Origin of the sequence: Streptomyces agglomeratus, from assembly GCF_001746415.1 — a bacterium.
In the GTDB taxonomy this organism is placed as follows: domain Bacteria; phylum Actinomycetota; class Actinomycetes; order Streptomycetales; family Streptomycetaceae; genus Streptomyces; species Streptomyces agglomeratus.
In genome coordinates this window covers 3,734,607-3,759,292 of sequence record NZ_MEHJ01000001.1, presented here as the reverse complement: position 1 = coordinate 3,759,292, position 24,686 = coordinate 3,734,607, and the positions used below count along the sequence as shown (strand labels likewise).

Annotated in this window: 18 protein-coding genes and 2 pseudogenes; 12 read left to right on the top strand and 8 right to left on the bottom strand. The window is 70.9% G+C overall.

The window, feature by feature from the left end; translation table 11 throughout:
• Positions 1-168: 168 nt before the first annotated feature.
• The 5 genes from AS594_RS16195 to AS594_RS16175 all read right to left on the bottom strand — a co-directional run bounded on the left by AS594_RS16195 (position 169) and on the right by AS594_RS16175 (position 7,994).
• A complete protein-coding gene (locus AS594_RS16195) occupies positions 169-1,182 on the bottom strand; it encodes an alpha/beta fold hydrolase (protein WP_176742711.1) in 1,014 nt (337 codons plus the stop codon).
• The gene (locus tag AS594_RS16190; protein ID WP_069927703.1) at positions 1,179-1,643 is read right to left on the bottom strand and encodes a phage holin family protein; all 465 of its coding nucleotides are present in this window, start codon (positions 1,641-1,643) and stop codon (positions 1,179-1,181) included. The genes AS594_RS16195 and AS594_RS16190 overlap by 4 nt, the downstream gene beginning before the upstream one ends.
• A 40-nt stretch (positions 1,644-1,683) precedes the next feature.
• Complete coding sequence (gene nhaA / locus AS594_RS16185; RefSeq protein WP_069927702.1) at positions 1,684-3,123, bottom strand: Na+/H+ antiporter NhaA; 1,440 nt, start codon at positions 3,121-3,123, stop codon at positions 1,684-1,686.
• A gap of 252 nt (positions 3,124-3,375) precedes the next feature.
• On the bottom strand, positions 3,376-5,343 hold the full coding sequence (gene acs, locus AS594_RS16180) for an acetate--CoA ligase (RefSeq protein WP_176733123.1): 1,968 nt from the start codon (positions 5,341-5,343) through the stop codon (positions 3,376-3,378).
• A gap of 200 nt (positions 5,344-5,543) precedes the next feature.
• Entirely contained in the window at positions 5,544-7,994 is a 2,451-nt protein-coding gene (locus AS594_RS16175; protein ID WP_069930548.1) for a bifunctional SulP family inorganic anion transporter/carbonic anhydrase, read from the bottom strand.
• A 281-nt stretch (positions 7,995-8,275) separates the two neighbouring features.
• Between AS594_RS16175 and AS594_RS16170 the strand changes: the two genes are divergently transcribed.
• Positions 8,276-9,775: a polysaccharide deacetylase family protein gene (locus AS594_RS16170; RefSeq protein ID WP_107357927.1), complete on the top strand. Its 1,500-nt coding sequence runs from the start codon at positions 8,276-8,278 to the stop codon at positions 9,773-9,775.
• On the opposite strand, the gene AS594_RS16165 is transcribed toward AS594_RS16170, so the two are convergent.
• The gene (locus AS594_RS16165; RefSeq protein ID WP_069927701.1) at positions 9,753-10,748 is read right to left on the bottom strand and encodes an ATP-binding protein; all 996 of its coding nucleotides are present in this window, start codon (positions 10,746-10,748) and stop codon (positions 9,753-9,755) included. The genes AS594_RS16170 and AS594_RS16165 overlap by 23 nt on opposite strands.
• A gap of 102 nt (positions 10,749-10,850) precedes the next feature.
• On the opposite strand from AS594_RS16165, the gene AS594_RS16160 reads away from it, so the two are divergent.
• Positions 10,851-11,675 (top strand): Fic family protein, encoded by an 825-nt coding sequence (locus AS594_RS16160; protein ID WP_069927700.1) that lies wholly within the window; start codon positions 10,851-10,853, stop codon positions 11,673-11,675.
• Positions 11,676-12,046: 371 nt separating this feature from the next.
• Here the strand turns inward: AS594_RS16160 and AS594_RS16155 are convergent, their stop codons facing one another.
• A complete protein-coding gene (locus AS594_RS16155) occupies positions 12,047-12,922 on the bottom strand; it encodes an HAD family hydrolase (RefSeq protein ID WP_069932783.1) in 876 nt (291 codons plus the stop codon).
• A 430-nt stretch (positions 12,923-13,352) separates the two neighbouring features.
• On the opposite strand from AS594_RS16155, the gene ssd reads away from it, so the two are divergent.
• From ssd to AS594_RS41090, 7 genes and pseudogenes are all read left to right on the top strand, one after another.
• Positions 13,353-14,474 carry a septum site-determining protein Ssd gene (gene ssd / locus AS594_RS16150; protein ID WP_069927698.1) on the top strand — a complete coding sequence of 374 codons (1,122 nt, stop codon included), beginning with the start codon at positions 13,353-13,355 and terminating at the stop codon, positions 14,472-14,474.
• Positions 14,471-15,618 (top strand): annotated as a pseudogene (locus tag AS594_RS16145) (TadA family conjugal transfer-associated ATPase). The gene ssd and the pseudogene AS594_RS16145 overlap by 4 nt, the downstream one beginning before the upstream one ends.
• Positions 15,615-16,491, top strand: a pseudogene (locus AS594_RS16140) (type II secretion system F family protein). Before AS594_RS16145 ends, AS594_RS16140 begins: the two co-directional pseudogenes overlap by 4 nt.
• Positions 16,488-17,288 (top strand): type II secretion system F family protein, encoded by an 801-nt coding sequence (locus AS594_RS16135; protein WP_069932784.1) that lies wholly within the window; start codon positions 16,488-16,490, stop codon positions 17,286-17,288. The pseudogene AS594_RS16140 and the gene AS594_RS16135 overlap by 4 nt, the downstream one beginning before the upstream one ends.
• 31 nt (positions 17,289-17,319) lie before the next feature.
• Positions 17,320-17,514 (top strand): DUF4244 domain-containing protein, encoded by a 195-nt coding sequence (locus AS594_RS16130; RefSeq protein WP_069927696.1) that lies wholly within the window; start codon positions 17,320-17,322, stop codon positions 17,512-17,514.
• Positions 17,501-17,845 (top strand): TadE family type IV pilus minor pilin, encoded by a 345-nt coding sequence (locus AS594_RS16125; RefSeq protein ID WP_069932785.1) that lies wholly within the window; start codon positions 17,501-17,503, stop codon positions 17,843-17,845. Before AS594_RS16130 ends, AS594_RS16125 begins: the two co-directional genes overlap by 14 nt.
• Complete coding sequence (locus tag AS594_RS41090) at positions 17,842-18,372, top strand: Rv3654c family TadE-like protein (protein WP_069932786.1); 531 nt, start codon at positions 17,842-17,844, stop codon at positions 18,370-18,372. The genes AS594_RS16125 and AS594_RS41090 overlap by 4 nt, the downstream gene beginning before the upstream one ends.
• On the opposite strand, the gene AS594_RS16120 is transcribed toward AS594_RS41090, so the two are convergent.
• Positions 18,269-20,812 (bottom strand): DEAD/DEAH box helicase, encoded by a 2,544-nt coding sequence (locus tag AS594_RS16120; protein ID WP_079148187.1) that lies wholly within the window; start codon positions 20,810-20,812, stop codon positions 18,269-18,271. The two genes, AS594_RS41090 and AS594_RS16120, sit on opposite strands and share 104 nt — an antisense overlap.
• An 81-nt stretch (positions 20,813-20,893) precedes the next feature.
• Between AS594_RS16120 and AS594_RS16115 the strand changes: the two genes are divergently transcribed.
• The 3 genes from AS594_RS16115 to AS594_RS16105 all read left to right on the top strand — a co-directional run bounded on the left by AS594_RS16115 (position 20,894) and on the right by AS594_RS16105 (position 24,528).
• A complete protein-coding gene (locus AS594_RS16115) occupies positions 20,894-21,247 on the top strand; it encodes an STAS domain-containing protein (protein WP_028810414.1) in 354 nt (117 codons plus the stop codon).
• A gap of 93 nt (positions 21,248-21,340) precedes the next feature.
• A complete protein-coding gene (locus AS594_RS16110; RefSeq protein WP_069927693.1) occupies positions 21,341-21,814 on the top strand; it encodes an ATP-binding protein in 474 nt (157 codons plus the stop codon).
• Positions 21,815-22,110: 296 nt separating this feature from the next.
• Positions 22,111-24,528 (top strand): sodium-translocating pyrophosphatase, encoded by a 2,418-nt coding sequence (locus tag AS594_RS16105; RefSeq protein ID WP_069927692.1) that lies wholly within the window; start codon positions 22,111-22,113, stop codon positions 24,526-24,528.
• Positions 24,529-24,686: the final 158 nt, after the last annotated feature.

Here is a 24,686-nt window from a genome sequence, read left to right as displayed (position 1 = left end):
GGCAGCCAATTGGCCTATGCGCCGGGCAATTGGCTGTTCGTAGGACAAGCGTTCAGGTGGATGTGCGGTGCGCGGCGGTCGCCCTCGCGCGAAGGGACCCGGTCAACGGTGCGGCGGGACCGGTGAGCGGTTCGGCGGGACCCGGCCAACGGTCCCGGCTCGGCCCGGTCAGCGGTCCGGCTCGGGGTCCTTCAGCCAGTTGACCAGCTCGGCGGAGAAAGCGGCCGGGTCCTCCTCGTGCGGGAAGTGCCCGAGACCGTCGAACAGCCGCCAGCGGTACGGAGCTTCGACGTACTCGCCGGAGCCGGCCGCGCTGCGCGTGCGCATCACCGGGTCCAGCGAACCGTGCAGGTGCAGCGTCGGAACCCGTACCGGCCGCTTCATGCGCCGGTTGAACTGGATGCCGTCCGGCCGCGCCATCGACCGCACCATCCACCGGTACGGCTCGATCGAGCAGTGCGCCGTGGACGGAATCGACATCGCGCGGCGGTACACGTCCACGTCCTCGTCGTCCGGCAGCCGGGGCCCGGACCAGTCACGGACCAGTCTGCCCACCAAGGCCGCGTCGTCCGCGACAAGCTGACGCTCCGGCAGCCACGGACGCTGGAAGCCCCAGACGTACGACCCGGCGCGCGACTGCGACATGTCGGAGAGCATCGCCGAGCGCCAGCGCCGGGGGTGGGGCATCGAGGACACCGCGAGCCGGCGCACCAGCTTGGGCCGCATCACTGCCGCCGTCCACGCCAGGTAACCGCCCAGGTCGTGCCCGACCAGCGCGGCGTCCGGCTCGCCGAGCGAGCGCACCACGCCGGTGATGTCGAGCGCGAGGTTCGCCGGGTCGTAACCGCGCGGCGTACGGTCGCTGCCGCCCACGCCCCGCAGGTCCATCGCGACGGCCCGGAACCCGGCCTCGGCGAGCGCGGTCATCTGGTGCCGCCACGTCCACCAGAACTGCGGGAAACCGTGCAGCAGCAGCACGAGCGGCCCGTCCCCGACCTCCGCGATGTGGAAACGCGCGCCGTTGGCCGCTACGTCGCGGTGCGTCCACGGGCCCTCGGGACGTACGACGGAAGCGGCCGTCGGCATGGACGGCGCAGCCGGAGCCGGGGCAGGTGCAGGGGCGGCGGGGGTGGGAGCGGGTGCAGGGGCGGGTGCGCCGGAGCCGGAATCTGGGGCGGTCATGTGGATGAGCGTGCCACAGCCACCGCCTTGTCACCGACCTGGCGCGGGTGAGGCTTGACGCCCTGGAGTACGGCTGCCGTCTGCTTGGCCGAGGCGATGCTCTTCTCCGGCGGGGACACCTTCTTGAACTTCGTGACGGCGATCAGTGCCAGCAGGCCCGCCAGCAGCAGAAACGCTCCGCCGACGATCAGGAAGGACCAGGCGAGCCCGAGCCCCAGGTTGTGGATGCCGTACGCCGCGGCGAAGCTCAGTACCGGCAGCGAGAAGAGCGCGAACACCCCTGCGACACCGATGGCCGTGCCGCCCATGCCGACACGCTTGGCGTCCTGCCGCAGCTCGGCCTTGGCCAGCGCGATCTCGTCGTGCATGAGTGCGGACATCTCGGCGGTCGCCGTCGCGACCAACTGGCCGAGGCTGCGGTCGACGCTGTCAGCCGTCGCTGTGCGGGCGGGGTCGCTCATCGCTCTCTCCCTCTTGTACGTCGTCTTACCTGATGTCGAATCATGCCGGACTGTCGTCGCCGCCGCTGGATGCCCCCGCGACTTCCGCGAGCCTGCGGTGCTCGGCGGCCTTCGCCTCGTAGATCGCGGCCATCCGCAGGTGGTACTCGGGCCGATCGAGCTCGTAGATGTCCGGAATGCCGTCGTTGTCGTCGTCGCGCTCCTCATGCTCGACCAGTGCGCGGTACTTGCGTACCCGCAACTTGAGCAGAATCCCGGAGAGTGCGGCGGCGATCAGCGAGCCGACGAGTACGGCGGCTTTGATCTCTTCGGTGAGCGCGGCGTCACCGGTGAAGGCGAGCTCACCGATGAGCAGGGAGACCGTGAATCCGATGCCCGCCAGCGACGCGACGGCGAAGACGTCGGCCCAGGCGAGGTCCTCGTTGAGCTCGGCCTTCGTGAAGCGGGCCGCCAGCCACGTGCCGCTGAAGATGCCGACGGTCTTGCCGACCACGAGCCCGAGGACGACACCGAGGGTCTCGGGCCGCGTGAACAAGCCACCGAGCGCCCCGCCGGACACGGAGACACCGGCGGAGAACAGGGCGAACAGCGGCACGGCGATGCCCGCGGAAACCGGCCGGGCGAGGTGCTCGATGCGCTCGCCGGGGGAGTGCGCCTCGGTCGTGCCGCCGCGTTCTTCACGGGTGCAGCGCAGCATCAGGCCCATCGCGACACCGGCGATGGTGGCGTGTACGCCGCTGTTGTACATCAGGCCCCAGATCACCAGGGCGAGCGGTACGTAGACGTACCAGCCTCGGACGCGCTTGCGCAGCAGCAGCCAGAAGACGGCCAGTCCCGCGACCGCGCCGCCGAGCGCGGCGAAGTTGAGGTCGCTGGTGAAGAAGACGGCGATGATCAGGATCGCGAACAGGTCGTCGACGACGGCCAGGGTCAGCAGGAAGGCGCGCAGCGCGGACGGAAGCGACGTACCGATCACCGCGAGGACGGCGAGCGCGAAGGCGATGTCGGTGGCGGTGGGGACGGCCCAGCCGCCCAGCGACCCGTCCCCGATTACGTTGACCAGTACGTACACGAGGGCCGGCGCCGCCATGCCGCTGAGCGCGGCGATGACGGGGAGCGCGGCGGCCTTGGGGTCGCGCAGCTCGCCGGCGACCAGTTCGCGCTTCAGCTCGATGCCGGCGACGAAGAAGAAGACGGCGAGGAGGCCGTCGGCGGCCCAGTGCTGGATGGAGAGGTCGAGACCGAGGGAGGCGGGGCCCAGGTGGAAGCCGCGTACGGATTCGTAGGAGTCGCTGAAGCCGGTGTTCGCCCAGACGAGCGCGATGATCGCCGCCACGAGGAGCAGTACGCCGCCGACGGTCTCCGTGCGCAGCGCCTCGGCCACGTAGGTGCGCTCGGGGAGTGAGAGCCGCCCGAGAACCTTGCGGGCGCTGGGCGGGGTCGGCGGGCCGGACGGGGCGGTCGGACGGGGCGCGGGCACGGGTGAGACCTCCGGTCGGTGGGCAGCATGGAGCACATTGCCGACCAGACTTCCCGGCACACCTGTCGAGCTTTGACGCGTTCTTTACGCGAGCAGACACTCTACCGGGGGCGCGCAAGGGTGCAATCCGGCGAATCATCACTTTAGGAGCAGGGCGGGTAGAACGGGCATCCGGCGCGGAGAGCCGGATGCCCGTTCCGAAGACGTGTTGCGGATACCCGTTCCGAAGACGCTTTGCGGAGGCGGGAGCTGTCAGTCCTCGCTGGACGCGCTCGGAAGCTTCGTCTGGATCAGGTCCATCACCGAGGAGTCGGTCAGGGTGGTGACATCACCGAGCTGCCGGTTCTCGGCGACGTCCCGCAGCAGCCGCCGCATGATCTTTCCGGACCGGGTCTTGGGCAGCTCCGCCACCGGCAGGATCCGCTTGGGCTTGGCGATCGGCCCGAGCGTGGTGCCGACGTGGCTGCGCAGTTCCGCGACGAGGGTGTCCGTCTCGGACGCCGTACCGCGCAGGATCACGAACGCGACGATGGCCTGACCGGTCGTCTCGTCGGCCGCGCCGACGACTGCCGCCTCCGCGACGGACGGGTGCGAGACGAGCGCCGACTCGACCTCCGTGGTCGAGATGTTGTGGCCGGACACCAGCATCACGTCGTCGACCCGGCCGAGCAGCCAGATGTCGCCGTCGTCGTCCTTCTTGGCGCCGTCGCCCGCGAAGTACTTGTCGGGGAAGCGGGACCAGTAGGTGTCGAGGAAGCGCTGGTCGTCGCCCCAGATCGTACGGAGCATGGACGGCCACGGCTCGGTGAGGACGAGGTAGCCGCCGCCTCCGTCGGGCACCTCGTTGGCCTCGTCGTCGACGACGGTGGCACTGATGCCGGGCAGCGCGCGCTGGGCGGAGCCGGGCTTGGTGGCGGTGACGCCGGGCAGCGGCGCGATCATCATCGCGCCGGTCTCGGTCTGCCACCAGGTGTCCACGATCGGGGTCTTGCCCGCGCCGATGTGCTCCCGGTACCAGATCCACGCCTCGGGGTTGATCGGCTCGCCGACCGACCCGAGCACGCGCAGGCTACTCAGGTCGAACTTGGCGGGGATGTCGTCGCCCCACTTCATGAACGTGCGGATCGCGGTCGGCGCGGTGTAGAGGATCGTGACGCCGTACTTCTGCACGATCTCCCACCAGCGCCCCTGGTGCGGGGTGTCGGGCGTGCCCTCGTACATGACCTGCGTCCCGCCGTTGGCGAGCGGCCCGTACACGATGTACGAGTGCCCGGTCACCCAGCCGATGTCGGCGGTGCACCAGTAGACATCGGTCTCCGGCTTGAGGTCGAACACCGCGTGGTGCGTGTACGCCGCCTGGGTGAGGTAGCCGCCGGAGGTGTGCAGGATGCCCTTCGGCTTACCCGTCGTACCGGACGTGTAGAGGATGAAGAGCGGGTGCTCGGCGTCGAACGCCTCGGGGGTGTGCTCGGCGGACTGGCGGCCGACGATCTCGTGCCACCAGACGTCGCGGCTGTCGTCCCACGCGGTGTCCTGGCCCGTGCGGCGTACGACCAGGACGTGCTCCACCTGCGGGCACTTGGCGACGGCCTCGTCGATGGCGGGCTTGAGGGCGGTCGGCTTGGTGCGCCGGTAGCCGCCGTCCGAGGTGATGACGAGCTTGGCGTCGGCGTCCTGGATGCGGGAGGCGACGGCGTCGGCCGAGAAGCCGCCGAAGACGACCGAGTGTGCGGCACCGATGCGGGCGCAGGCCAGCATCGCCACGGCGGCCTCGGGAATCATCGGCAGGTAGACGGCGACCCGGTCGCCCTTCTGTACGCCCAGCTCCGTAAGGGCGTTGGCGGCGCGCGAGACCTCGTCCTTGAGATCGGCGTAGGTGATCGCGCGGCTGTCGCCGGGTTCGCCCTCGAAGTGGATGGCGACGCGGTCGCCGTGGCCGGCCTCGACGTGACGGTCCACGCAGTTGTACGCGACGTTCAGCTCGCCGTCGGCGAACCACTTCGCGAAGGGCGGGTTCGACCAGTCAAGTGTCTCGGTCGGCTCGGTGGCCCAGGTGAGCCGCCGGGCCTGCTCGGCCCAGAAGCCCAGCCTGTCTGCCTCGGCCTGCTCGTACGCCTGCGCCGTGACGTTGGCGTTCGCGGCCAGCTCGGCAGGCGGCGCGAAGCGGCGCTCCTCCTTCATGAGGTTGGCCAGGCTTTCGTTGCTCACGACATCTCCCATTCCCAGGGCGTCCGATGTGTCCCGTGCCCTAGCTCATCAGTCCCGCGCCCGGGAGACAAGAGCCTTCCGGGAATTGGTTTAGACCTGTGAGCTGCGGGCGGGCCGCATCAGGGGCAGTGTTGGTGGCGGCGTACGGCCCCTCCTCGCAGGGCGGCGCGGGGAGGGGCCATACGGTCTCACGGACGCGGGGGCCGGTCGGTTCAGGCGCGCGACTCTTCTAGGGAGCCTTCCGCTTCCGGGTCTTCGACCGGGCCGACCCGGTCGAAGACCGCGTCGGTCTCACCGATACGGATTCCGTCCTGGAGCAGGTATGCCTGCGCCTCGCCGACATGGAAGTACATGCCGTGCAGTTCGAGCGTGCCCTCGTCGAGCCGCCGGCGCACCGCCTCGTGTGCGTGCAGGTGCTCCAACTGCTGCACCACGTTGGTCAGGCAGAGCTGCTCGACCGCGTCGGCGGGCATCCTGCCCGAGATCCTCGCCCAGGAGTGCTTCTTGCTGCGCATCCGCTCCAGGCTGGGCACGGCATGCCGCAGCCAGCGCCGCAGCGGCGTCCGGTCCGCCTCCGGCGGGGTGTCGGGCGGCGAGTTGAGCAGGGCCTGCATCGCGCCGCAGCCGGAGTGACCGCAGATGGTGATGGACTGCACCTTGAGCACGTCCACGGCGTACTCGATGGCCGCTCCGACCGAATCGTCGGCGCTCTCCGCGCCGGGCGGCGGCACCAGATTGCCCACGTTGCGCACGGTGAAGAGGTCGCCCGGGCCGCTGGACGTGATCATGCTGGTGACCAGGCGGGAGTCGGCGCAGGTGATGAAGAGCTGCGACGGAGTCTGGCCCTCGCGGGCGAGGCGGGCCAGCTCCTCGCGGACCAGGGGCGCCGTATTGCGCTGGAACGCGCTCAGCCCGGTGGCCAGTTGGCCCGCGCTGCCACCGGCCCGCCCCGGCGTGGACTTGGACGCGGGGGCGTGGTGGTCGCAGTGGTGGTTGCGCCAGGGGGTCCACGGCCGGCAGCAGGTGTGCGTGGAGTGCGACGCGCTGTGCCGGCCGGTACCGGCGGAGCCGCCGGCACCGGCGCCGGAGGCGGGCCCGGCGAACCGCTGGCCCGAACGCCCGGTGATCTCCACGCGGCCGTTCTGCCCGGTGTGCGCGTCCCGCCAGTCCTGGAGCGTTTCGTACGCCGCGTGATCCATGAACGACCCGTCCAGCTCCACGACCGCCTCGGAACCCCGGGGCACCTGGTTCAGTGCCCGGCTCAGCCGGGGCACCGCGAGGAAGGTCAACTGGCCGCGCACCCGGACGTGATGGACGCCTTCCGGTGAGATCTCCGCGGTGACATGCGTCTTGGCCAGCCGGTGCAGCGCCACGGCGACCGCTACCGCGACCCCGATCGCCACACCTTCCAGCACGCCGAGAAGGACGACCCCGGCGACCGTCACCACGTAGACCAGCATCTCCCGGTGGCGGGAAGCGCTGCGGATGCGCGTGATGCTCACCATCTGGAAGCCGACGAGCATGACCAGGGCGGCGAGCGCGGGCAGCGGGATGAGGTCGAGGACCGGCACGAGCAACAGTGCGGCGAGCACGATCCACAGACCGTGCAGCATCGTGGAGTGCCGGCTGACGGCTCCCGACGACACATTGGCGACGCTGCGTACGGCGACACCGGCGACCGGCAGTCCGCCGAGCGCGCCGGACACGACGTTCGCGGCGCCCTGCCCGGCCAGTTCGCGGTCGAGGTTCGAGCGGGTCACCTCTGGCTGCGGTCCCTTGCGGGCGGCCACCAGTTTGTCCACGGCCACGGCCGACAGCAGTGACTGCACGCTGGTGACCAGCGTGACGGTGAGCACGCCCGCGGCGATGCCGAGCACCGGACCTTCCGGCAGCCCCGGCAGCGCGTGGCTCGTCCAGGACGGCAGATCGACGTGCGGCACCTTCATCCCGGTCAGCGCGGAGAGCGCGGCGGCGGCGGCCACCGCGACGAGGGCGGCCGGGACCCTCCGGGCGATCCGGCCCGTACGCCCCGGAAGGTGCGGCCAGACCAGCAGCACGGCAAGGGTGAAGGTACTCACCAGGATGGCCGGTCCGTGCAGGTTGGCCAACTGGGCGGGCAGCACGAGGACGTTGTCGACGGCGGAGCTCTCGGGGCTGCCGCCGAGCACGATGTGCAGCTGGGCCAGCGCGATGGTGACGCCGATCCCGGCCAGCATGCCGTGCACGATCGCCGGGCTGACCGCGAGAGCGGACCGGGCCACGCGCAGTGCGGAGAGACCGAGTTGGCAGATGCCGGCCAGCACGGTGATGGCGCAGGTGGCCCGCCAGCCGTACTGCTGGATCAGGTCGGCGGTGACCACCGTGAGGCCGGCGGCCGGCCCGCTCACCTGGAGCGGCGCCCCGCCGAACCGGCCGGCCACGAGGCCGCCGACGGCGGCGGCGACCAGGCCCGCCTGGAGGGGGGCGCCGGTGGCCAGGGCGATGCCCAGGGAGAGCGGCAGTGCGATCAGGAATACGGCGATGGAGGCGGACACGTCCGCTCCCGCGATACGCGGGCGGGGGCGGCGGCCACCGCTGCGCGGGGGCCTGTGCGGACGCTGGAATCGGGAGGCGCCGGTGGCGCTCGAAGAGTGGTCGGTGCGGGTCGGGACGCAAGCGGACATGGTTCCCGTCTCCTCCGGGGCAGCGCGGTCGCGGAATGTGGGGTCGCGGCCGTGGGTCACGGCGTGCAGCGGCGGGATTTTCAACTCTAGGTAAATGAATAGTAATGGAGAGTAAAGAACGAAGGGGGTGAATAGGCCCAAATGGCGCAAGCTTTCACCTGTTGTGGTGAATAAGTAATTTGAACGGCTTGTCATATCAACCCATCTATCAGTCCATGCGAAATTTGCACCGCTATGTCGGTATTCCAGCGCATACGAACTGACGGAAGTGGGTGGGCGGAATGATGGCCGCCACGAAGAGAATCGTCTTCGGCGTCACCGCCGTGACCTTGGCCGGCGCACTCGCCGCCTGCTCGGGACCGGCCGGTCCGGGTGCCGGGGGCACCGGGCAGGGTGCCCAGGGGGCGAAGAAGGACGTGCCCAAGGCGGCGCCCAAGAGCGCGGTACGTCTGATCGGCGACGGCTCGACGGCGTACACCGGGAAACAGCCGCACCTGACGCGGCCGGAGCGGCTGAAGCCAGGTCAGAAGCCGCCCCAGTTCGTCGTCTTCTCCTGGGACGGGGCGGGTGAGGACAGCCAGCGGCTCTTCTCCCACTTCCGCGAGGTCGGCAAGAAGTACGACGCGACCATGACGTACTTCCTCAGCGGCGTGTACCTGCTCCCGGAGGACAAGCGGCACCTCTACGACCCGCCGCAGCACTCCCCGGGGCGCTCCGACATCGGCTTCAACGACGTCGCGGGCATCAGTGACACCGTCGATCAGCTGCGCGCCGCCTGGCTCGACGGCAACGAGATCGGCACGCACTTCAACGGCCACTTCTGCGGCAAGGACGGCGGCGTCGGCACCTGGTCCACGGAGGAGTGGAAGAGCGAGATCGCGCAGGCCAAGGCGTTCGTGAAGCGCTGGAAGACCAACTCGGGCCTGAAGAACGCCAAGCCGCTGCCCTTCGACTACGACAAGGAACTCGTCGGCGCCCGCACCCCCTGCCTCGAGGGGCAGAAGAACATGATGCTGGCGGCGAAGGAGCTGGGCTTCCGCTACGACTCCAGCGGAGTCGGCAAGCAGGTGTGGCCGAAGAAGACCGAGGGGCTGTGGGACATGCCGCTCCAGCTTGTCCCCGTGCCGGGACGGGCCTTCGAGACGCTCTCGATGGACTACAACTTCATGGTCAACCAGTCGGGAACGGTCAAGGGCGATCCGTCCCGGCACACCTTCTGGGGCAACCAGATGCGCGACGGGCTGCTCCAGGCGTTCGACCGCTCGTACAACGGAAACCGCGCTCCGCTGATCATCGGCAACCACTTCGAGTCCTGGAACGGCGGCACGTACATGCGCGCCATCGAGGAGACGATCAAGACGGTGTGCGTGAAGAAGGAGGTGCGCTGCGTGTCATTCAGGCAGGTCGCCGACTGGCTGGACGCACAGGACCCGCAGGTGCTGGCGAAGATGCGCACCCTGGAGGTCGGCGAGGCCCCGAAGGAGGGCTGGGCGTCATTCCTGAGCCCCCCGTCCTCGGCCGCCCCGGGCGCGCGACAGCCGGGAGCGGGGAACCCGGATGCCACGCACCCGGATGCCACGCACCCGGGGGCCGAGCGGGAGGGGGCTGAGAGGGAGGGTGTCGCCACGGACGGCGCCGGGCAGGATGGCGCCGCTCGGGACAACGCCGCTCCGCAGGACGCCGGGCAGGAAGGTGCCGGGCAGGAAGGTGCCGGACGCCCCGGCGCCGCGCGGGCGGACGCCGGGGCTGTCACCCCGGTCAAGCAGGCTGAGCTGCGCTGACCTCCGCGAACCGCTCCCCGAGCACGAAGGCGGGGTCGACCTGGGCAGCCAGGTCGGCGCCCGTCTTCGCGTTGCCCCAGCTCTCCGCGTTCTTCAGGTGGAAGTGCACCATCTGGCGCGTGTAGCGCTCCCAGTCCCGCTCCGCGTAGGAGTCCTCCGCGGCGTTCTGAAGGGTCTGGAGGGCGAGGCGGTTGTCGGCCTCCAGAAGCTCGAAGCGGGAGGGGCGCCCCTTCTCCATCGAACGGACCCAGTCGGACGCCCGGACGGTGACCAGCAGATCGTCGCCCACCTGCTCGCGCAGGAACTCGATGTCGTCCTGGCCCTGCACCTTGTTGCCGACGACCTTGAGCGATACGCCGTAGTCCCGGGCGTACTCCTTGTACTGGCGGTACACGGACACGCCCTTACGGGTCGGCTCGGCCACCAGGAAGGTCATGTCGAAACGGGTGAACAAGCCCGAGGCGAAGGAGTCGGAGCCGGCCGTCATGTCGACGATCACGTACTCCTCCGGGCCGTCGACGAGGTGATTGAGACACAGCTCGACCGCCCCGACCTTGGAGTGGTAGCAGGAGACGCCCAGGTCGGACTCGGTGAACGGGCCCGTGGCCATCAGCCGGATCTCACCGTCGTCGAGCCGGACGGTGCGGGCGCACGCGTCGTAGACCGGGTTGTCCTCGCTCACTCGCAGCAGGCGCGACCCCTCTCCCGGCGGTGTTGTCTTGATCATCGTTTCGGCGGAGGTGATCCGGGGGTTGGAGCCGCGCAGGTAGTCCTTGATGAGGGGCAGGTGCGAACCCATCGCGGGCAGCGCCGCGGCCTCCGCCTCGTCGAGGCCGAGGGCGGCCCCCAGGTGCTGGTTGATGTCGGCGTCCACGGCGATGACCGTGGCCTCGTTGGCGGTGAGGTGGCGGATGAAGAGCGAGGACAGCGTCGTCTTGCCGCTGCCGCCCTTCCCTACGAAAGCGATCTTCATGTTCACCAAGGGTAATCGCATGATTGCGTGGTGTGCGCACAGTGAGTGAAGAAGACCACTCCAAGGTGGGGTGCGTGCCCGGGGTGCGTAGGCTCCTTACTTATGAGTACGACAGCTGATCCACTCGCGGCGCTCGGCGCGCTGCCCGGCGTGCCCGAGGCCGTGGACTCCGTACGCAAGGCCGTCGACCGGGTCTACGGACACCGCGTCATGCGGCGCCGCAGCAACGAGATCACCGCGGAGGCCGCGCTGCGCGGCGCGCGCGGGTCGGCGTCGCTGTCGGGCGCCGACTGGGCCCTGGAGGAGGTGCGCCGGCGTACCGACTTCAGCATCGATGCGGAGTCCCGTACGGTCGGCGCCGCGCTGCGGCTGACCGCTGAGGCCGGACAGCTGCTGTCCATCTGGCGCCAGTCACCGCTTCGGGTACTGGCCCGGCTGCATCTGGTCGCGGCGGGCGGCGCGGGAGTGTCGGACGAGCTGGTGGGGCGGCCTCGGCTCGCGGGCGAGCCGGTGGACGAGCCGCTGGTCGAGCTGCCGCTGCCGGGCGCCGACGAGGTCGCGGGCAGGCTCGAAGGGCTTTCGGAACTGATCATCGCGGGCGGCTCCGCGCCGGCCCTGGTGACCGCGGCCGTGGTGCACGGCGAACTGATGGCGCTTCGCCCCTTCGGCTCGCACAACGGCCTGGTGGCCCGCACCGCCGAGCGGATCGTTCTGATCAGCAGCGGCCTCGACCCGAAGTCGGTCTGCCCGGCCGAGGTCGGGCACGGGGAACTCGGGCGTGCGGCATACGTCGCCGCGCTGGACGGATACGTGTCGGGTACGCCTGAGGGCATGGCGTCGTGGATCACGCACTGCGGGCGCGCGGTGGAGCTGGGGGCCAGGGAGTCGACGGCCGTGTGCGAGGCGCTTCAGCGCGGAGCCGCCTGAGAGACCGCCGGACCGCGGGCCTGTGCCTGGCCGTACCGGCTCCGGCGAGTGGGTCGCGGGGTCGTTCCCGGCGCGGACAAGGGTTGCGGCGGTACCGGTGAGCGGTACCGCCGCTGGCATGTCCGCCGAGTTACCATGCGTCCTCGAATTTATGCCCATCAGGTCGGGAACTTTGCCCGTCACCTGGTGCGGCTGGCCCGTAATCGACGGGTCGACGTCGCGTGGGTGCTCAGCTTCCATGCGCGGTCCGTGGGGCCTTACTGCGTTATAGGTCATCCTCTCGGATGTCCCTGGTCTCGCGGGCCGTTAAATCCTTTGTACTCCTGAAGTCGGGGAAGTGAAAGCCCTGGACGGGCTTCTCGCCGTTTGTTTCAAATACGGGCAAAGGTTTCGTATCGCCGACGGGCCCGCCGGCCGGGCCTGCGGCTGACGTACCAGACCAGGCCCGCGGTGGCCGCCGCGGCTCCGACCGCGGCCGCGGCGACGAGCGCGGGGCGGGGCGGCATGGAGAAGGCGGGCAGCCGCTGCTTGAGTCGCACCGGCTTGTTGAAGACGAGAACCGGCCACTCGCGCGCGAGCGCTTCGCGACGCAGCGCCCGGTCCGGATTGACGGCGTAGGGGTGGCCGACCGACTCCAGCATCGGGACATCGGTGGCCGAATCGCTGTACGCGTAGCAGCGCGCCAGGTCGTACCCCTCGGACGCCGCCAGCTCCTTGATCGCCTCGGCCTTGGTGGGGCCGTACGCGTAGTACTCCACCTCCCCCGTGAAGCAGCCGTCGTCGCCCACGACCATCCGGGTCGCCACGACACGGTCGGCGCCCAGCAGCTCACCGATCGGCTCGACCACCTCCGCGCCGGACGTGGAGACGATCACGACGTCCCGGCCGGCGGTGTGGTGCTCCTCGATGAGCGAGGCCGCCTCGTCGTAAATGATCGGGTCGATCAGGTCGTGCAGGGTCTCGGCGACGATCTCCTTGACCTGTTGGACGTTCCACCCCTTGCAGAGCGCGGACAGATATTCGCGCATGCGCTCCATCTGGTCGTGGTCCGCGCCACCGGCGAGGAAGACGAACTGGGTGTACGCCGTCCGCAGCGCGGCTCTGCGGCTGATCAGTCCGCCTTGATAGAAGGACTTGCTGAAGGTCAGCGTGCTCGACTTCGCAATGACGGTCTTGTCGAGGTCGAAGAAGGCGGCTGTTCGCGGCAAGGAGCGTTTTTCCACGAGGTGAGCATAGGCGCCCACCATTCGGCGTACGCTGTGGCGCGTGGGTTTGCCTGAGAAGGCTCTCGGGTACACCATGGAAGTCACGGATCGTTCGCGACCGTGCTACCCCGGTCCGACTCCTCCCCCCCCGAGTCGGCCGTGGAGACGACCCCCGTTCTCCCCCCGACGGGGGTCGTCGCATGTCCGGATGCTTTTCTGCTCGCCGGTTCCGATCATTTCTCCCCCTCGTGGCCCCGTGGCCCAGCGGCCTTCCACTCATGAGACGCGTCACGCTTCGTAGTCGTTCCGCAGCTCTCCGGAAGTCACTGGTATAGGTGAGCGGGATATTCACAACGCGTCAGTTGTCCCCAGCTTTTCAGCAAGATCCACATGATTTTCCTGATCCCCCCACGGTGATTCCGTTCGCGAAGTTCGCGGACAGAAGGAATCGCAGTGAGAGGGGGCGGAGATCGTGGCCGGATCCATGACACCCGACCGACCGCAGACCGCGGAAGCGCGGCAGGGAGGTCCGCTGATCGTCACCGAGGACGTCGACCTGCTCGATGATCTGCTGCGGCTGTGCGCCGCGGCCGGGGCCGAGCCGGAAGTCCATCACGCGGTGCCCGAGCGCAGGGGGAGCTGGGAGAGCGCGCCGCTGGTCCTGGTCGGTGACGACGCCGCCGACCGGGTACGCGGGGCCGTCATCGAGCGGGGTGGCGCCCGCAGACGCGGCGTCATGCTCGTGGGCAAGGACCAGGACGACCCCGGCGTGTGGCGGCGCGCGGTGGAAATCGGCGCCGACCATGTGCTGCGGCTGCCCGACGCCGAGAGCTGGCTGGTCGAGCGCATCGCAGATGTCGCGGAAGGAGTGGGGCGGCAGGCACTCACCGTCGGCGTGCTGGGCGGGCGGGGTGGCGCGGGAGCCTCGACCCTGGCCTGCGCGCTGGCGGTCGCCGCGGCCCGCACGGGGCAGCGCACGATGCTCGTCGACGGCGATCCGCTGGGCGGCGGCCTCGACGTACTGCTCGGCGGGGAAGCCGTGGAAGGCATGCGGTGGCCGGATTTCGCCGAATCCCGAGGGCGGGTCGGCAGTGGCGCGCTGGAGGAATCGCTCCCCGAGCTGCACGCGTTGCGCGTGCTGAGCTGGGACCGCGGCGACCGGGTGGTGATCCCGCCGGAAGCGATGCGCGCGGTGCTGGCCGCCGCGCGGCGGCGGGGTGGCGTCGTGGTCGTTGACCTGCCGCGCCGGGTTGACGAGGCCGTGGCCGAGGCACTGGCCCAACTGGACCTGGGCCTGCTCGTAGTGCCCGCCGAGCTGCGGGCCGTCGCGGCGGCGAGCCGCGTCGTGTCGACCGCCGGGATGGTGCTGCGGGACCTGCGGGTGGTGGTGCGCGGACCGTACGCCGCGGGCCTGGACGACGAGACGGTGGCGAGGCTGCTTGGGCTTCCGCTGGCCGGCGAGCTGCCGGTGGAGGCGGGGCTCCTGGAGGCGCAGGCAGATGGAACGCCGCCGGGAGGCAGCGCCCGTGGACCGCTGGCTCGTTTCTGTACGGCTTTCTGGGAGCAGGCACTCGCCGGGGGCGGTGTCTCATGACCGCGCGCATGCTGGACGCGGTGCGGCAGCGGCTCGCGGAGAGCGGGGCGGAGCCGACACCGGCGCGGGTCGCGGCCGCGCTGCGGGCACAGGGGCGGCTGCTGGGAGACGCGGAGGTGCTCGGCGCGGCGGAGGAGCTGCGGTGCGAGCTGGTGGGCACCGGGACCCTTGAACCACTGCTCGCCGACCCTTCGGTGACGGACGTGCTGGTGTCCGCGCCGGACCGGGTGTGGGTGGACCGGGGCGCCGGGCTCGAACTCACCGGCGTCTGCTTCGCGGACGCGGCGGCGGTGCGCCGGCTCGCCCAACGGCTCGCGGCGGCGGCCGGGCGGCGGCTGGACGACGCGAGGCCCTGGGTGGACGCCCGGCTGCCCGACGGGACACGGATGCACGCGGTGCTGCCACCCGTGGCCGTCGGGTCCACGTGCCTGTCGCTGCGGGTGGTGCGGCCGAAGGCATTCTCGCTGGCCGAGCTTGTAGGAGCGGGGACGGTGCCGCCCGGCGGTGAGGCGGTGCTGCGGGCGGTCGTCGAAGCCCGGCTCTCGTACCTGATCAGTGGAGGCACGGGCACGGGGAAGACCACGCTCCTCTCGACGCTCCTCGGGCTCGTGGGGGAGCGGGAGCGGATCGTGCTGGCCGAGGACTCCGCGGAGCTGAGGCCCGATCACCCGCATGTGGTGCGGCTGGAATCGCGACCCGCGAACCAGGAGGGCGCGGGGCGGGTCACGCTGCGCGATCTGGTGCGCCAGGCGCTGCGGATGCGGCCCGACCGCCTGGTGGTCGGCGAGGTGCGGGGGCCCGAGTCACGGAGCTCCTCGCCGCGCTCAACACCGGCCATGAGGGCGGGTGCGGCACCGTGCACGCGAATGCGGCGACGGATGTCCCGGCGCGGCTGGAGGCGCTGGGTGCGGCGGCAGGGCTCGACCGGGCGGCGCTGCACAGCCAGTTGGCGGCGGCCCTCGCGGTGGTCGTGCATCTCGCGCGAGGCCCGGGCGGGACGCGGCGGGTCGCCGAGGTCCATGTGCTGGAGCGTGACGCGGCCGGTCTGGTGGTGACCGTGCCGGCCCTGCGGTGGGGTGCGGAGGCCTTCTCGTACGAACGCGGCTGGCCCCGGCTGCGGGCGCTGATCGGGGGTGCGCTGTGACGGGTGCAGGGACGGGACCCGTGTACGCGGCGGTGCTGTGCGCGGGGGCGGCGGCGTGGCTGCTGGCCGGGCGGGACCGGGACCTGCGGCGCGGGCGGCTGATGTTCGCGGGCGGGGCGGTGGATCCGGGCCGTCCGGGCGTGCTGGGGGAGCGGGTGGTGGCGCTGGCGCGGGAGCGGCTGAGGGGGCGACTGCGGCGGGAGTGCCTGTGTATGCCGCTGGCGGTGCTCGTCGCCGTGCTGGGCGAATCAGTGCTGCCGCTGGTGGCCGGAGCGGTGGCGGTGCCGCTGGTGGGGCGCCGGCTGCGGGCCGGGGAGCGGGGCCGGCAGCGGAAGCGGCGGGCGGATGCGGTCGTCGCGCTGTGCGGGGCGGTGGCAGGTGAGCTGCGAGCCGGGAGACAGCCGGGGCAGGCCCTGATCACCGCCGCCGCGGGCACCGGTGGGCTGGGTGCCGCGGAGGCCGAGGCGATGGCGGCTGCGCGGTTCGGCGGCGACGTACCGGAGGCGCTGCGCAGGGCGGCAGGTGAGCCGGGAGCGGAAGGGCACGTGGGGGTCGCCGCGTGCTGGCGGGTGGCGGTGGACGGGGGCGCCGGCCTGGCGGCCGGGGCTCGACCGGCTGGAGAGCGCGCTGCGTGCCGAGCGGGACGAGCGGGAGAACCTGCGGACCCAGCTGACGGGGGCGTGGGCGACGGTGGCGCTCCTGGCGCTGCTCCCGTTGGCCGGGCTGCTGATCGGGACCGCGCTGGGGGCCGGACCGCTGCGGGTGCTGCTGCACACGCCGGCCGGGCTCGGGTGCCTGCTGGTCGGCGGGCTGCTGGAGGGAGCGGGTCTGTTCTGGGCCCGGCGGATCGTACGGCACGGGGAGGGCTCATGAGCGCGGAGGTTTTCCACAGGCTGGGGGTGATGGTGTCGGTCGTGGCTCTGACGGCTTGGCTGGGCTTCGCGGTGGCTGGGGAGCGGCGGGAGCGGCTGCTGCGCAAGCGGCTGGGTTCGCTGCTGGCCGTGGAGGTGGCGGGAGCAGCCGGGGCGGCCGGCCCGGTCTTCAGGCGCGCATGGCGGTGGCGGCACGAACACGGCGCGCGGGTCCTGCGCTGGGGGCCACCGCTGGGGGCCGCCGCCATCGGCTGCGTGCTGGTCGGCGGGGTGCTCGGCTGGGCTCTGGGGGCGGTCGCGGCGTACGGGACGTGGCGGTGGCAGCGCGGGCGCGGGATGCGCGAGGACGTGCCGGTCGACACCCGGCAACTTCCGCTGGCGGCCGATCTTCTGGCGGCCTGCATCTCGGCGGGCGCGGGGCCGCGCGAGGCGGCGGAGGCCGTGGGGGATTCGCTCGGCGGCCCGGTGGGTGAGCGGCTGGCACGGGCGGCCGCCGAACTGCGGCTCGGCGGCGAACCGGCCGACGCGTGGGGCCGGTTCGGCGCGATACCGGGGGCCGCGGGGCTGGCCCGCTGTCTGGAAAGGGCGGGCGCCTCCGGCGCTCCGGCGGCGGAACCTGTTGCCCGGCTGGCCGAAGGCCTGAGAGCCGAACGGGCCCGGGAAGCCTCGGCTCGGGCCCAGCGGGCCGGTGTGCTGATGGTCGGGCCGGTCGGCCTGTGTTTCCTGCCCGCCTTCCTGGTGGCCGGAGTGGCGCCCGTGGTGATCGGACTGGCAGGCGGACTGATGAACGGCAACTGACCGATGAACGGCAACTGACCTTGGGGGCGACATGTGGAAGTGGATGCGGGAGCGGGCGTCCGGGGCGGCCGGCGGCGGGGACGCGGGGATGACGACGTCGGAGTACGCGATGGGGACGATCGCGGCCTGCGCCTTCGCTTCGGTGCTCTACAAAGTGGTCACGAGCGACATGGTCTCGTCGGCTCTGGAAGCGGTGGTCGGGAGGGCGCTCGATGTCCCCTTCTGAGGCCGGCCGGCGTACGGACAGGGGTTACGTCACGGCGGAGGCGGCCGTGGTGGTGCCGGCGCTGGTGCTTTTCGCCATGACCCTGGTCTGGGCGCTGGTGGCCACCCTGGCGCAGATCCAGTGCGTGGACGCGGCGAGAGCGGGCGCCAGGGCCGCCGCGCGGCAGGAACCGCAGGCGGCGCCGCGCGGGGCGCGCGTCACGATCAGCCGGGACGGCAGCCGGGTCCGGGTGGCGGTCGAGGCCCCGGCACCCGGCCTGGGAGCGCTGTCCCTGACGTTACGGGCCGAGGCGGTCGCGCCGGCCGAGGAGAGCGTGGGGGTGGCGGTGTGAGGGGGAGGCGGCACGGCTTCGGCGGCCCGGCCGGAAGGTGCTGGAGCGTCCGGGACGGGAAGGGCCGGAGCGTCCGGGCAGGGAGGGCCGAGCAGGGGTCGGCCACTGTGTGGGGGGTCGTGGTGGTGGCTGTGCTGTGTGTGGTGTTCGCCGGGGTGCTGGCTGCCGGGCAGGCGATCCTGGCCCGGCACCGGGCGGGTAGCGCGGCCGACCTGGCGGCGCTCGCGGCGGCGGGGCACTGGAGCCGGGGAGAGGCCGCCGCGTGCGACGAGGCGGCCGGGGTGGCCGCGGCTCAGGAGGTGCGCCTCGTGAGATGTTCCGTGCGCGGTGAGACCTCCGACGTCACCGCGGAGGCCCGCACAGGGCCGTACAGCGTGGCTGTGAGGGCCCGTGCGGGCCCCGCCGGTCCCGTGGGCGCAAGGCTCACTCCGGGGGCCTCTCAGCGGCATCGGGGGGCTCCGGTGTATCCGGCGCACCCGGCGTCTCCCCGGTATCCGCGACATCCGGGGCGGACTGGGCTCCCCTGAGGAGGACGGTCAGGAGGCGGACGGCGGCCCGCTTGTCCAGGGGGTCGTTGCCGTTGCCGCACTTGGGCGACTGGATGCAGGACGGGCAGCCCGTCTCGCACTCGCAGGAGGCGATCGCCTCACGGGTGGCCGTCAGCCACGCGCGGGCGGTGTGGAAGGCCCGCTCGGCGAAGCCCGCGCCGCCCGGGTGGCCGTCGTACACGAAGACCGTCGGCAGCAGGGTGTCCGGGTGGAGCGGCACCGAGACACCGCCGATGTCCCAGCGGTCGCAGGTGGCGAAGAGCGGGAGCATTCCGATCGACGCGTGCTCGGCGGCGTGCAGGGCGCCGCCCAGCTGCTCCGGGTCGACGCGCGCGGCGTCGAGCTGGTCCTCGGTGACCGTCCACCACACGGCGCGGGTGCGGAGCGTACGGGGAGGGAGGTCGAGTTTGGTCTCACCGAGCACTTCGCCGGTGATCAGCTTTCTGCGGAGGAAGGAGACGACCTGGTTGGTGACTTCGACGGAGCCGAAGCAGAGGCGGCCTTCGCCCCAGGGGATCTCGGTGTCCGTCTCCAGGACGGAGACGGCGGTGGTGTCCCGGGCGGTGGTGGAGTACGGCGGGTTCGCCTCCTCGACCAGGGCGACGGCGCCGTGCGGGTCCTCCAGGTCCAGATGCCGCACCAGGTACGTACGGCCCTGGTGGAGGTGGACCGCGCCGTCGTGGACGGACGCATGGGCGGCGGACGCGTCGACCGTGCCCAGCAGCCGGCCGGTCTCCGCCTCGACGATCTGGACGGGGCGGCCGCCCTCACCCCGGATGTCGGTGAGGTCGGCGGCCCGCTCACGGCGGGTCCAGTACCAGGACCTGCCCCGGCGGCGGAGCAGGTTGGCGGACTCCAGTTGAGGCATCAGCCCGGCGGCGGCCGGGCCGAAGAGCTCCATGTCGGCATCGGTGAGCGGGACCTCCGCGGCGGCGGCGCACAGATGGGGGGCGAGGACGTACGGATTGGCGGGGTCGAGGACGGTCGACTCCACCGGTTGGCGGAACAGGGCGGCGGGATGGTGGACGAGGTACGTGTCCAGCGGGTCGTCGCGGGCCACGAGCACCGCCAGGGCGCCCTCCCCGGACCGGCCGGCCCGGCCCGCCTGCTGCCAAAGGGAGGCGCGGGTGCCGGGGTACCCGGCGATGACGACCGCGTCCAGGCCCGACACGTCGACGCCGAGTTCCAGTGCCGTGGTCGCGGCGAGACCGAGGAGCTCGCCGGAGTGCAGGGCGCGTTCCAGGGCGCGGCGTTCCTCGGGCAGGTAGCCGCCCCGATAGGCGGCGACCCGGGCCGGAAGCGACCGGTCGACGGCGGCCAGGCGTTCCTGGGCGATGAGGGCGATCAGCTCGGCGCCGCGCCGGGAGCGTACGAAGGCGACCGAGCGGACCCCCTGCACGGTCAGGTCGGTGAGGAGGTCGGCGGTCTCGGCGGTCGCCGTCCGCCGAACGGGTGCGCCCTTTTCGCCGCGGAGTTCGGTGAGCGGCGGTTCCCAGAGGGCGAACACCAGTTCGCCGCGCGGTGACGCGTCGTCCGCCACCTCCCGCACGGGGAGGCCGGTCAGGCGGCCCGCGGACACGGCGGGTTCCGCGGAGGTGGCCGAGGCGAGCAGGAAGACGGGATTCGCGCCGTAGCGGGCGCACAGGCGGCGAAGCCGCCGGATCACCTGGGCGACGTGCGATCCGAAGACGCCGCGGTAGGTGTGGCACTCGTCGATGACGACGTAGCGCAGGGCGCGCAGGAAGGAGGCCCAGCGGGGGTGGGACGGGAGGACTCCCAGGTGAAGCATGTCCGGATTGGTGAGCACGTAGTTGGCGTACTGACGTACCCATTCGCGCTCTTCCACCGGCGTGTCGCCGTCGTACACCGCCGGCCTGACGGCGTTGCCCAGCGGCGCGGCGAGCGCCTTCACCGCGCGGCGCTGATCGGCCGCGAGCGCCTTGGTGGGGGCCAGGTACAGGGCCGTCGCGCCGCGTCCGTTCGGCGCCTCGGAGCCGTCGAGGAGGGTGCTGAGCACGGGGGCCAGATAGGCGAGCGACTTTCCGGACGCGGTACCGGTGGCGATGACCACGGAATCGCCGTCCAGGGCGTACTCCGCGGCCTGCGCCTGGTGGGTCCAGGGGTGCTCGATCCCGGCGGCCTGGATCGCCGCGATCACTTCGGCGCGGATGCGGTCGGGCCACACTGCATGAGAACCCGCACGTGGGGGCAAGTGCTCCGTATGAGTGATGCGCGAGGACCGGCTCTCGCCTGCGGTGAGCCGGTCGAGGACCGTACGCGGAGAGGGGCGCGGGCCCGCGTTCTCCGTAGGTCTGCTGGGACGGTGATTCTTGGCCATCGGCACCGAGTGTGTCACTGGCGTAGCGGACAATGGTTCCAAGGCATCGTGCATGCCTGCAGGTAAGTGATTGAATGCCATCGCGGCTGGCGTTCCGTCCTCTGGCTCCGCCGGGGAGACCTCAGGGGGGCGGCCGCTCGATAGCAAGGTGCTGGAGGATCCGTGGACCTGTCCCTGTCGACTCGCAACGTGTCTGGACCTGGTGGCGACCGTACGGTCGTCGAGGTCGGTGGCGAGATTGATGTGTATACCGCGCCAAAGCTGCGCGAGCAGTTGGTCGAGTTGGTGAACGACGGCAGTTACCACCTGGTCGTCGACATGGAGGGCGTGGATTTCCTCGACTCCACCGGACTCGGCGTGCTCGTGGGAGGGCTCAAGCGTGTCCGGGCCCATGAGGGCTCGCTGCGACTGGTCTGCAACCAGGAGCGCATTCTCAAGATCTTCCGAATCACCGGGCTGACCAAGGTGTTCCCCATTCACACCTCGGTCGACGAAGCCGTCAACGCCACCGACTGACGGCTTCCGGGAGACCGGAAGAAGGACAGGGGCGCCGGTCCGCAGGGTCGGGGCCTCTGAAAAGCACGCCCGTACGTCCGAGGGGGACCGCAGATGGCCACCGTTGAACTCCGCTTCAGCGCCCAGCCCGAGCACGTCAGGACGGCCCGCCTGGTGGCGGCCGCTGTGGCGCGCCGGGCCGGGGTGGACGAGGCGGTGCTGGACGAAGTCCGCCTCGCGGTCGGCGAAGCGTGCACCCGTGCGGTGGGACTCCACCGCAGCAACGGCATCTCGGCTCCGGTCCGGGTCGCACTGACCGAGGAGGAGAAGTCGTTCTCCATCGAGGTCGGGGACGAGGTGCCCGGTTCGGGTGGCGGTGCGGCCGGGTCGGTCCCCGGGGTGCGCAGCACCACGGAGCCCGGGTCGGAGTCCGAGTCCGTCGACTCCGACGCCGATTCCGACGGTGAGGACGAGATGGGTCTGGCGGTCATCAGTGGACTCGTCGACGACGTCGAAGTCGTCACAGGCGTGTCCGGTGGCACCATCCGTATGAGCTGGCCGACGACGCCGGCGACCGTTGTTCCCTGATCCACTCCTGATCCACCGCCGGTCCCCACGGACCGGATGTTTTACGTGAGGCCCTGCTGAGCAGGGCCTTTCGTATTTCTCGGATCATTCTCCGGATCATTCTCGGGATCTTTGGTGGAGATCATTCGGAAAGCATGAATGCGTCTGCCCCATTACCGATTCTGAGGGGTTTACGGAACTGGATCATTTGCTGAGTGGCAAGCGAAGGTCAATTCGGTTTGCGGCGCTCTGTTTTGATCAGGTTCCGCTCCCTACAATCCGTCCACATCTTGAGCGCTGAGCGTCAAGGAGGACGAATGGCGGGGCACTTCACAACGGATCAGCTGGATCACCCCTCTACTCTCGCGGCCGCGGTACTGACCGACGAGAACCGGATCATCGTGATCGTCGTCGCCGTAGTGGCACTGGCGGCCCTGGTCGTCGCCCAGCTGCTGGTACGTCAGGTACTGGCGGCCGGCGAAGGCACCGACAAGATGAAAGAGATCGCGGCGGCGGTGCAGGAAGGAGCGAATGCCTACCTTGCCCGGCAGTTGCGCACACTCGGCGTTTTCGCTGTCGTGGTGTTCTTTCTGCTCTTCCTGCTTCCGGCCGACAACTGGTCGCAGCGCGCCGGGCGTTCCGTGTTCTTCCTGGTCGGCGCGCTCTTCTCGGCGGCGACCGGTTACATCGGGATGAGGCTGGCCGTACGCAGTAATGTGCGAGTGGCGGCAGCCGCGCGTGAAGCCACTCCGGCGGAAGGCGAGCCGGAAAAGGATCTTACGGCTGTCTCGCACAAAGCGATGAAGATCGCTTTTCGTACGGGCGGTGTGGTCGGCATGTTCACGGTGGGCCTCGGCCTGCTCGGCGCCGCCTGCGTGGTCCTCGTCTACGCGGCCGACGCGCCCAAGGTCCTGGAGGGCTTCGGTCTCGGCGCCGCGCTCATCGCCATGTTCATGCGCGTCGGCGGTGGCATCTTCACCAAGGCCGCCGATGTGGGTGCCGACCTGGTCGGCAAGGTCGAGCAGGGCATCCCCGAGGACGACCCGCGCAACGCCGCGACCATCGCCGACAACGTGGGCGACAACGTCGGCGACTGCGCGGGCATGGCGGCCGACCTCTTCGAGTCGTACGCCGTGACGCTCGTCGCGGCGCTCATCCTCGGCAAGGCCGCCTTCGGCGACGCCGGACTGGCCTTCCCGCTGATCGTTCCGGCGATCGGCGTGGTCACCGCGATGATCGGCATCTTCGCGGTCGCCCCGCGGCGCGCCGACCGCAGCGGAATGACCGCCATCAACCGGGGCTTCTTCATCTCGGCGGCGGTCTCCCTCGTCCTCGTGGCGGTGGCGGTCTTCGTCTACCTGCCGTCCTCGTACGCCGACCTGGACGGTGTGACCGACTCCGTCGTCATGGCACACGACGGCGACCCGAGGGTGCTGGCGCTCGTCGCCGTCGCCATCGGCATCGTGCTCGCGGCCCTGATCCAGCAGCTCACCGGCTACTTCACCGAGACGAACCGGCGCCCTGTCAGGGACATCGGCAAGTCCTCGCTGACGGGCCCCGCCACCGTCGTACTCGCCGGTATCGCCATCGGCCTGGAGTCCGCCGTCTACACCGCGCTGCTCATCGGACTGGGCGTGTACGGCGCGTTCCTGCTCGGCGGTACGTCGGTCATGCTCGCGCTCTTCGCGGTCGCCCTCGCCGGCACCGGCCTGCTCACCACCGTCGGCGTGATCGTCGCCATGGACACCTTCGGCCCCGTCTCCGACAACGCCCAGGGCATCGCCGAGATGTCGGGCGACGTCGAGGGCGCCGGCGCGCAGGTCCTCACCGACCTCGACGCCGTCGGCAACACCACCAAGGCCATCACCAAGGGCATCGCCATCGCCACCGCGGTCCTCGCGGCGGCGGCCCTCTTCGGCTCGTACAAGGACGCCATCGCGACGGCCCGCGACGACGTCGGGGCCAAGGTGAGCGAGCTGGGCCTCCAGATGGACATCTCGCAGCCGAACAACCTGGTCGGCCTGATGCTGGGCGCCGCCGTCGTCTTCCTCTTCTCGGGGCTGGCGATCAACGCGGTGTCCAGGTCGGCGGGCGCGGTGGTCTTCGAGGTGCGGCGGCAGTTCCGCGAGCACCCCGGGATCATGGACTACACGGAGAAGCCGGAGTACGGCCGTGTGGTCGACATCTGCACCAAGGACGCGCTGCGTGAGCTGACCACACCGGGTCTCCTCGCCGTCCTGACCCCGATCGCGGTCGGTTTCTCGCTCGGCGTCGGCGCGCTCGGCGCGTTCCTCGCGGGCGCCATCGGCACCGGCACGCTGATGGCCGTCTTCCTCGCCAACTCCGGTGGGGCGTGGGACAACGCCAAGAAACTCGTCGAGGACGGCCATCACGGCGGCAAGGGAAGTGACGCCCACGCCGCGACCGTCATCGGTGACACGGTGGGCGACCCGTTCAAGGACACCGCCGGTCCCGCCATCAACCCGCTGCTGAAGGTGATGAACCTGGTGGCGCTGCTCATCGCCCCGGCGGTGGTGCAGTTCAGTTACGGCGACGACGCCAACGCCGGGGCGCGGGCCGTGGTGGCGACGCTCGCCATCCTGGTGATCGTCGGCGCTGTGTACGTCTCCAAGCGGCGCGGAATCGCCGTGGGTGACGAAGACAACTCCGGAGGCGCCTCCGGAGCGATTCCCCGGCCGGCGGATCCGCCGGTGTCGTCGAAGGTCGTCTCGTAGGAGAACTCGTCACACCTGCTCAGACGGCGGGCGGGCGGCGCGTTCTGACGCGGCGTCCGCCCGCCGCACCCGTTTCCGGGCCGGGAGCGGGCTGTCCCGGGAGGTGTTTCGTGAGGCGTCTCTCCCTTGGTGCAAATGGCTTCAATAGCCTATGAACC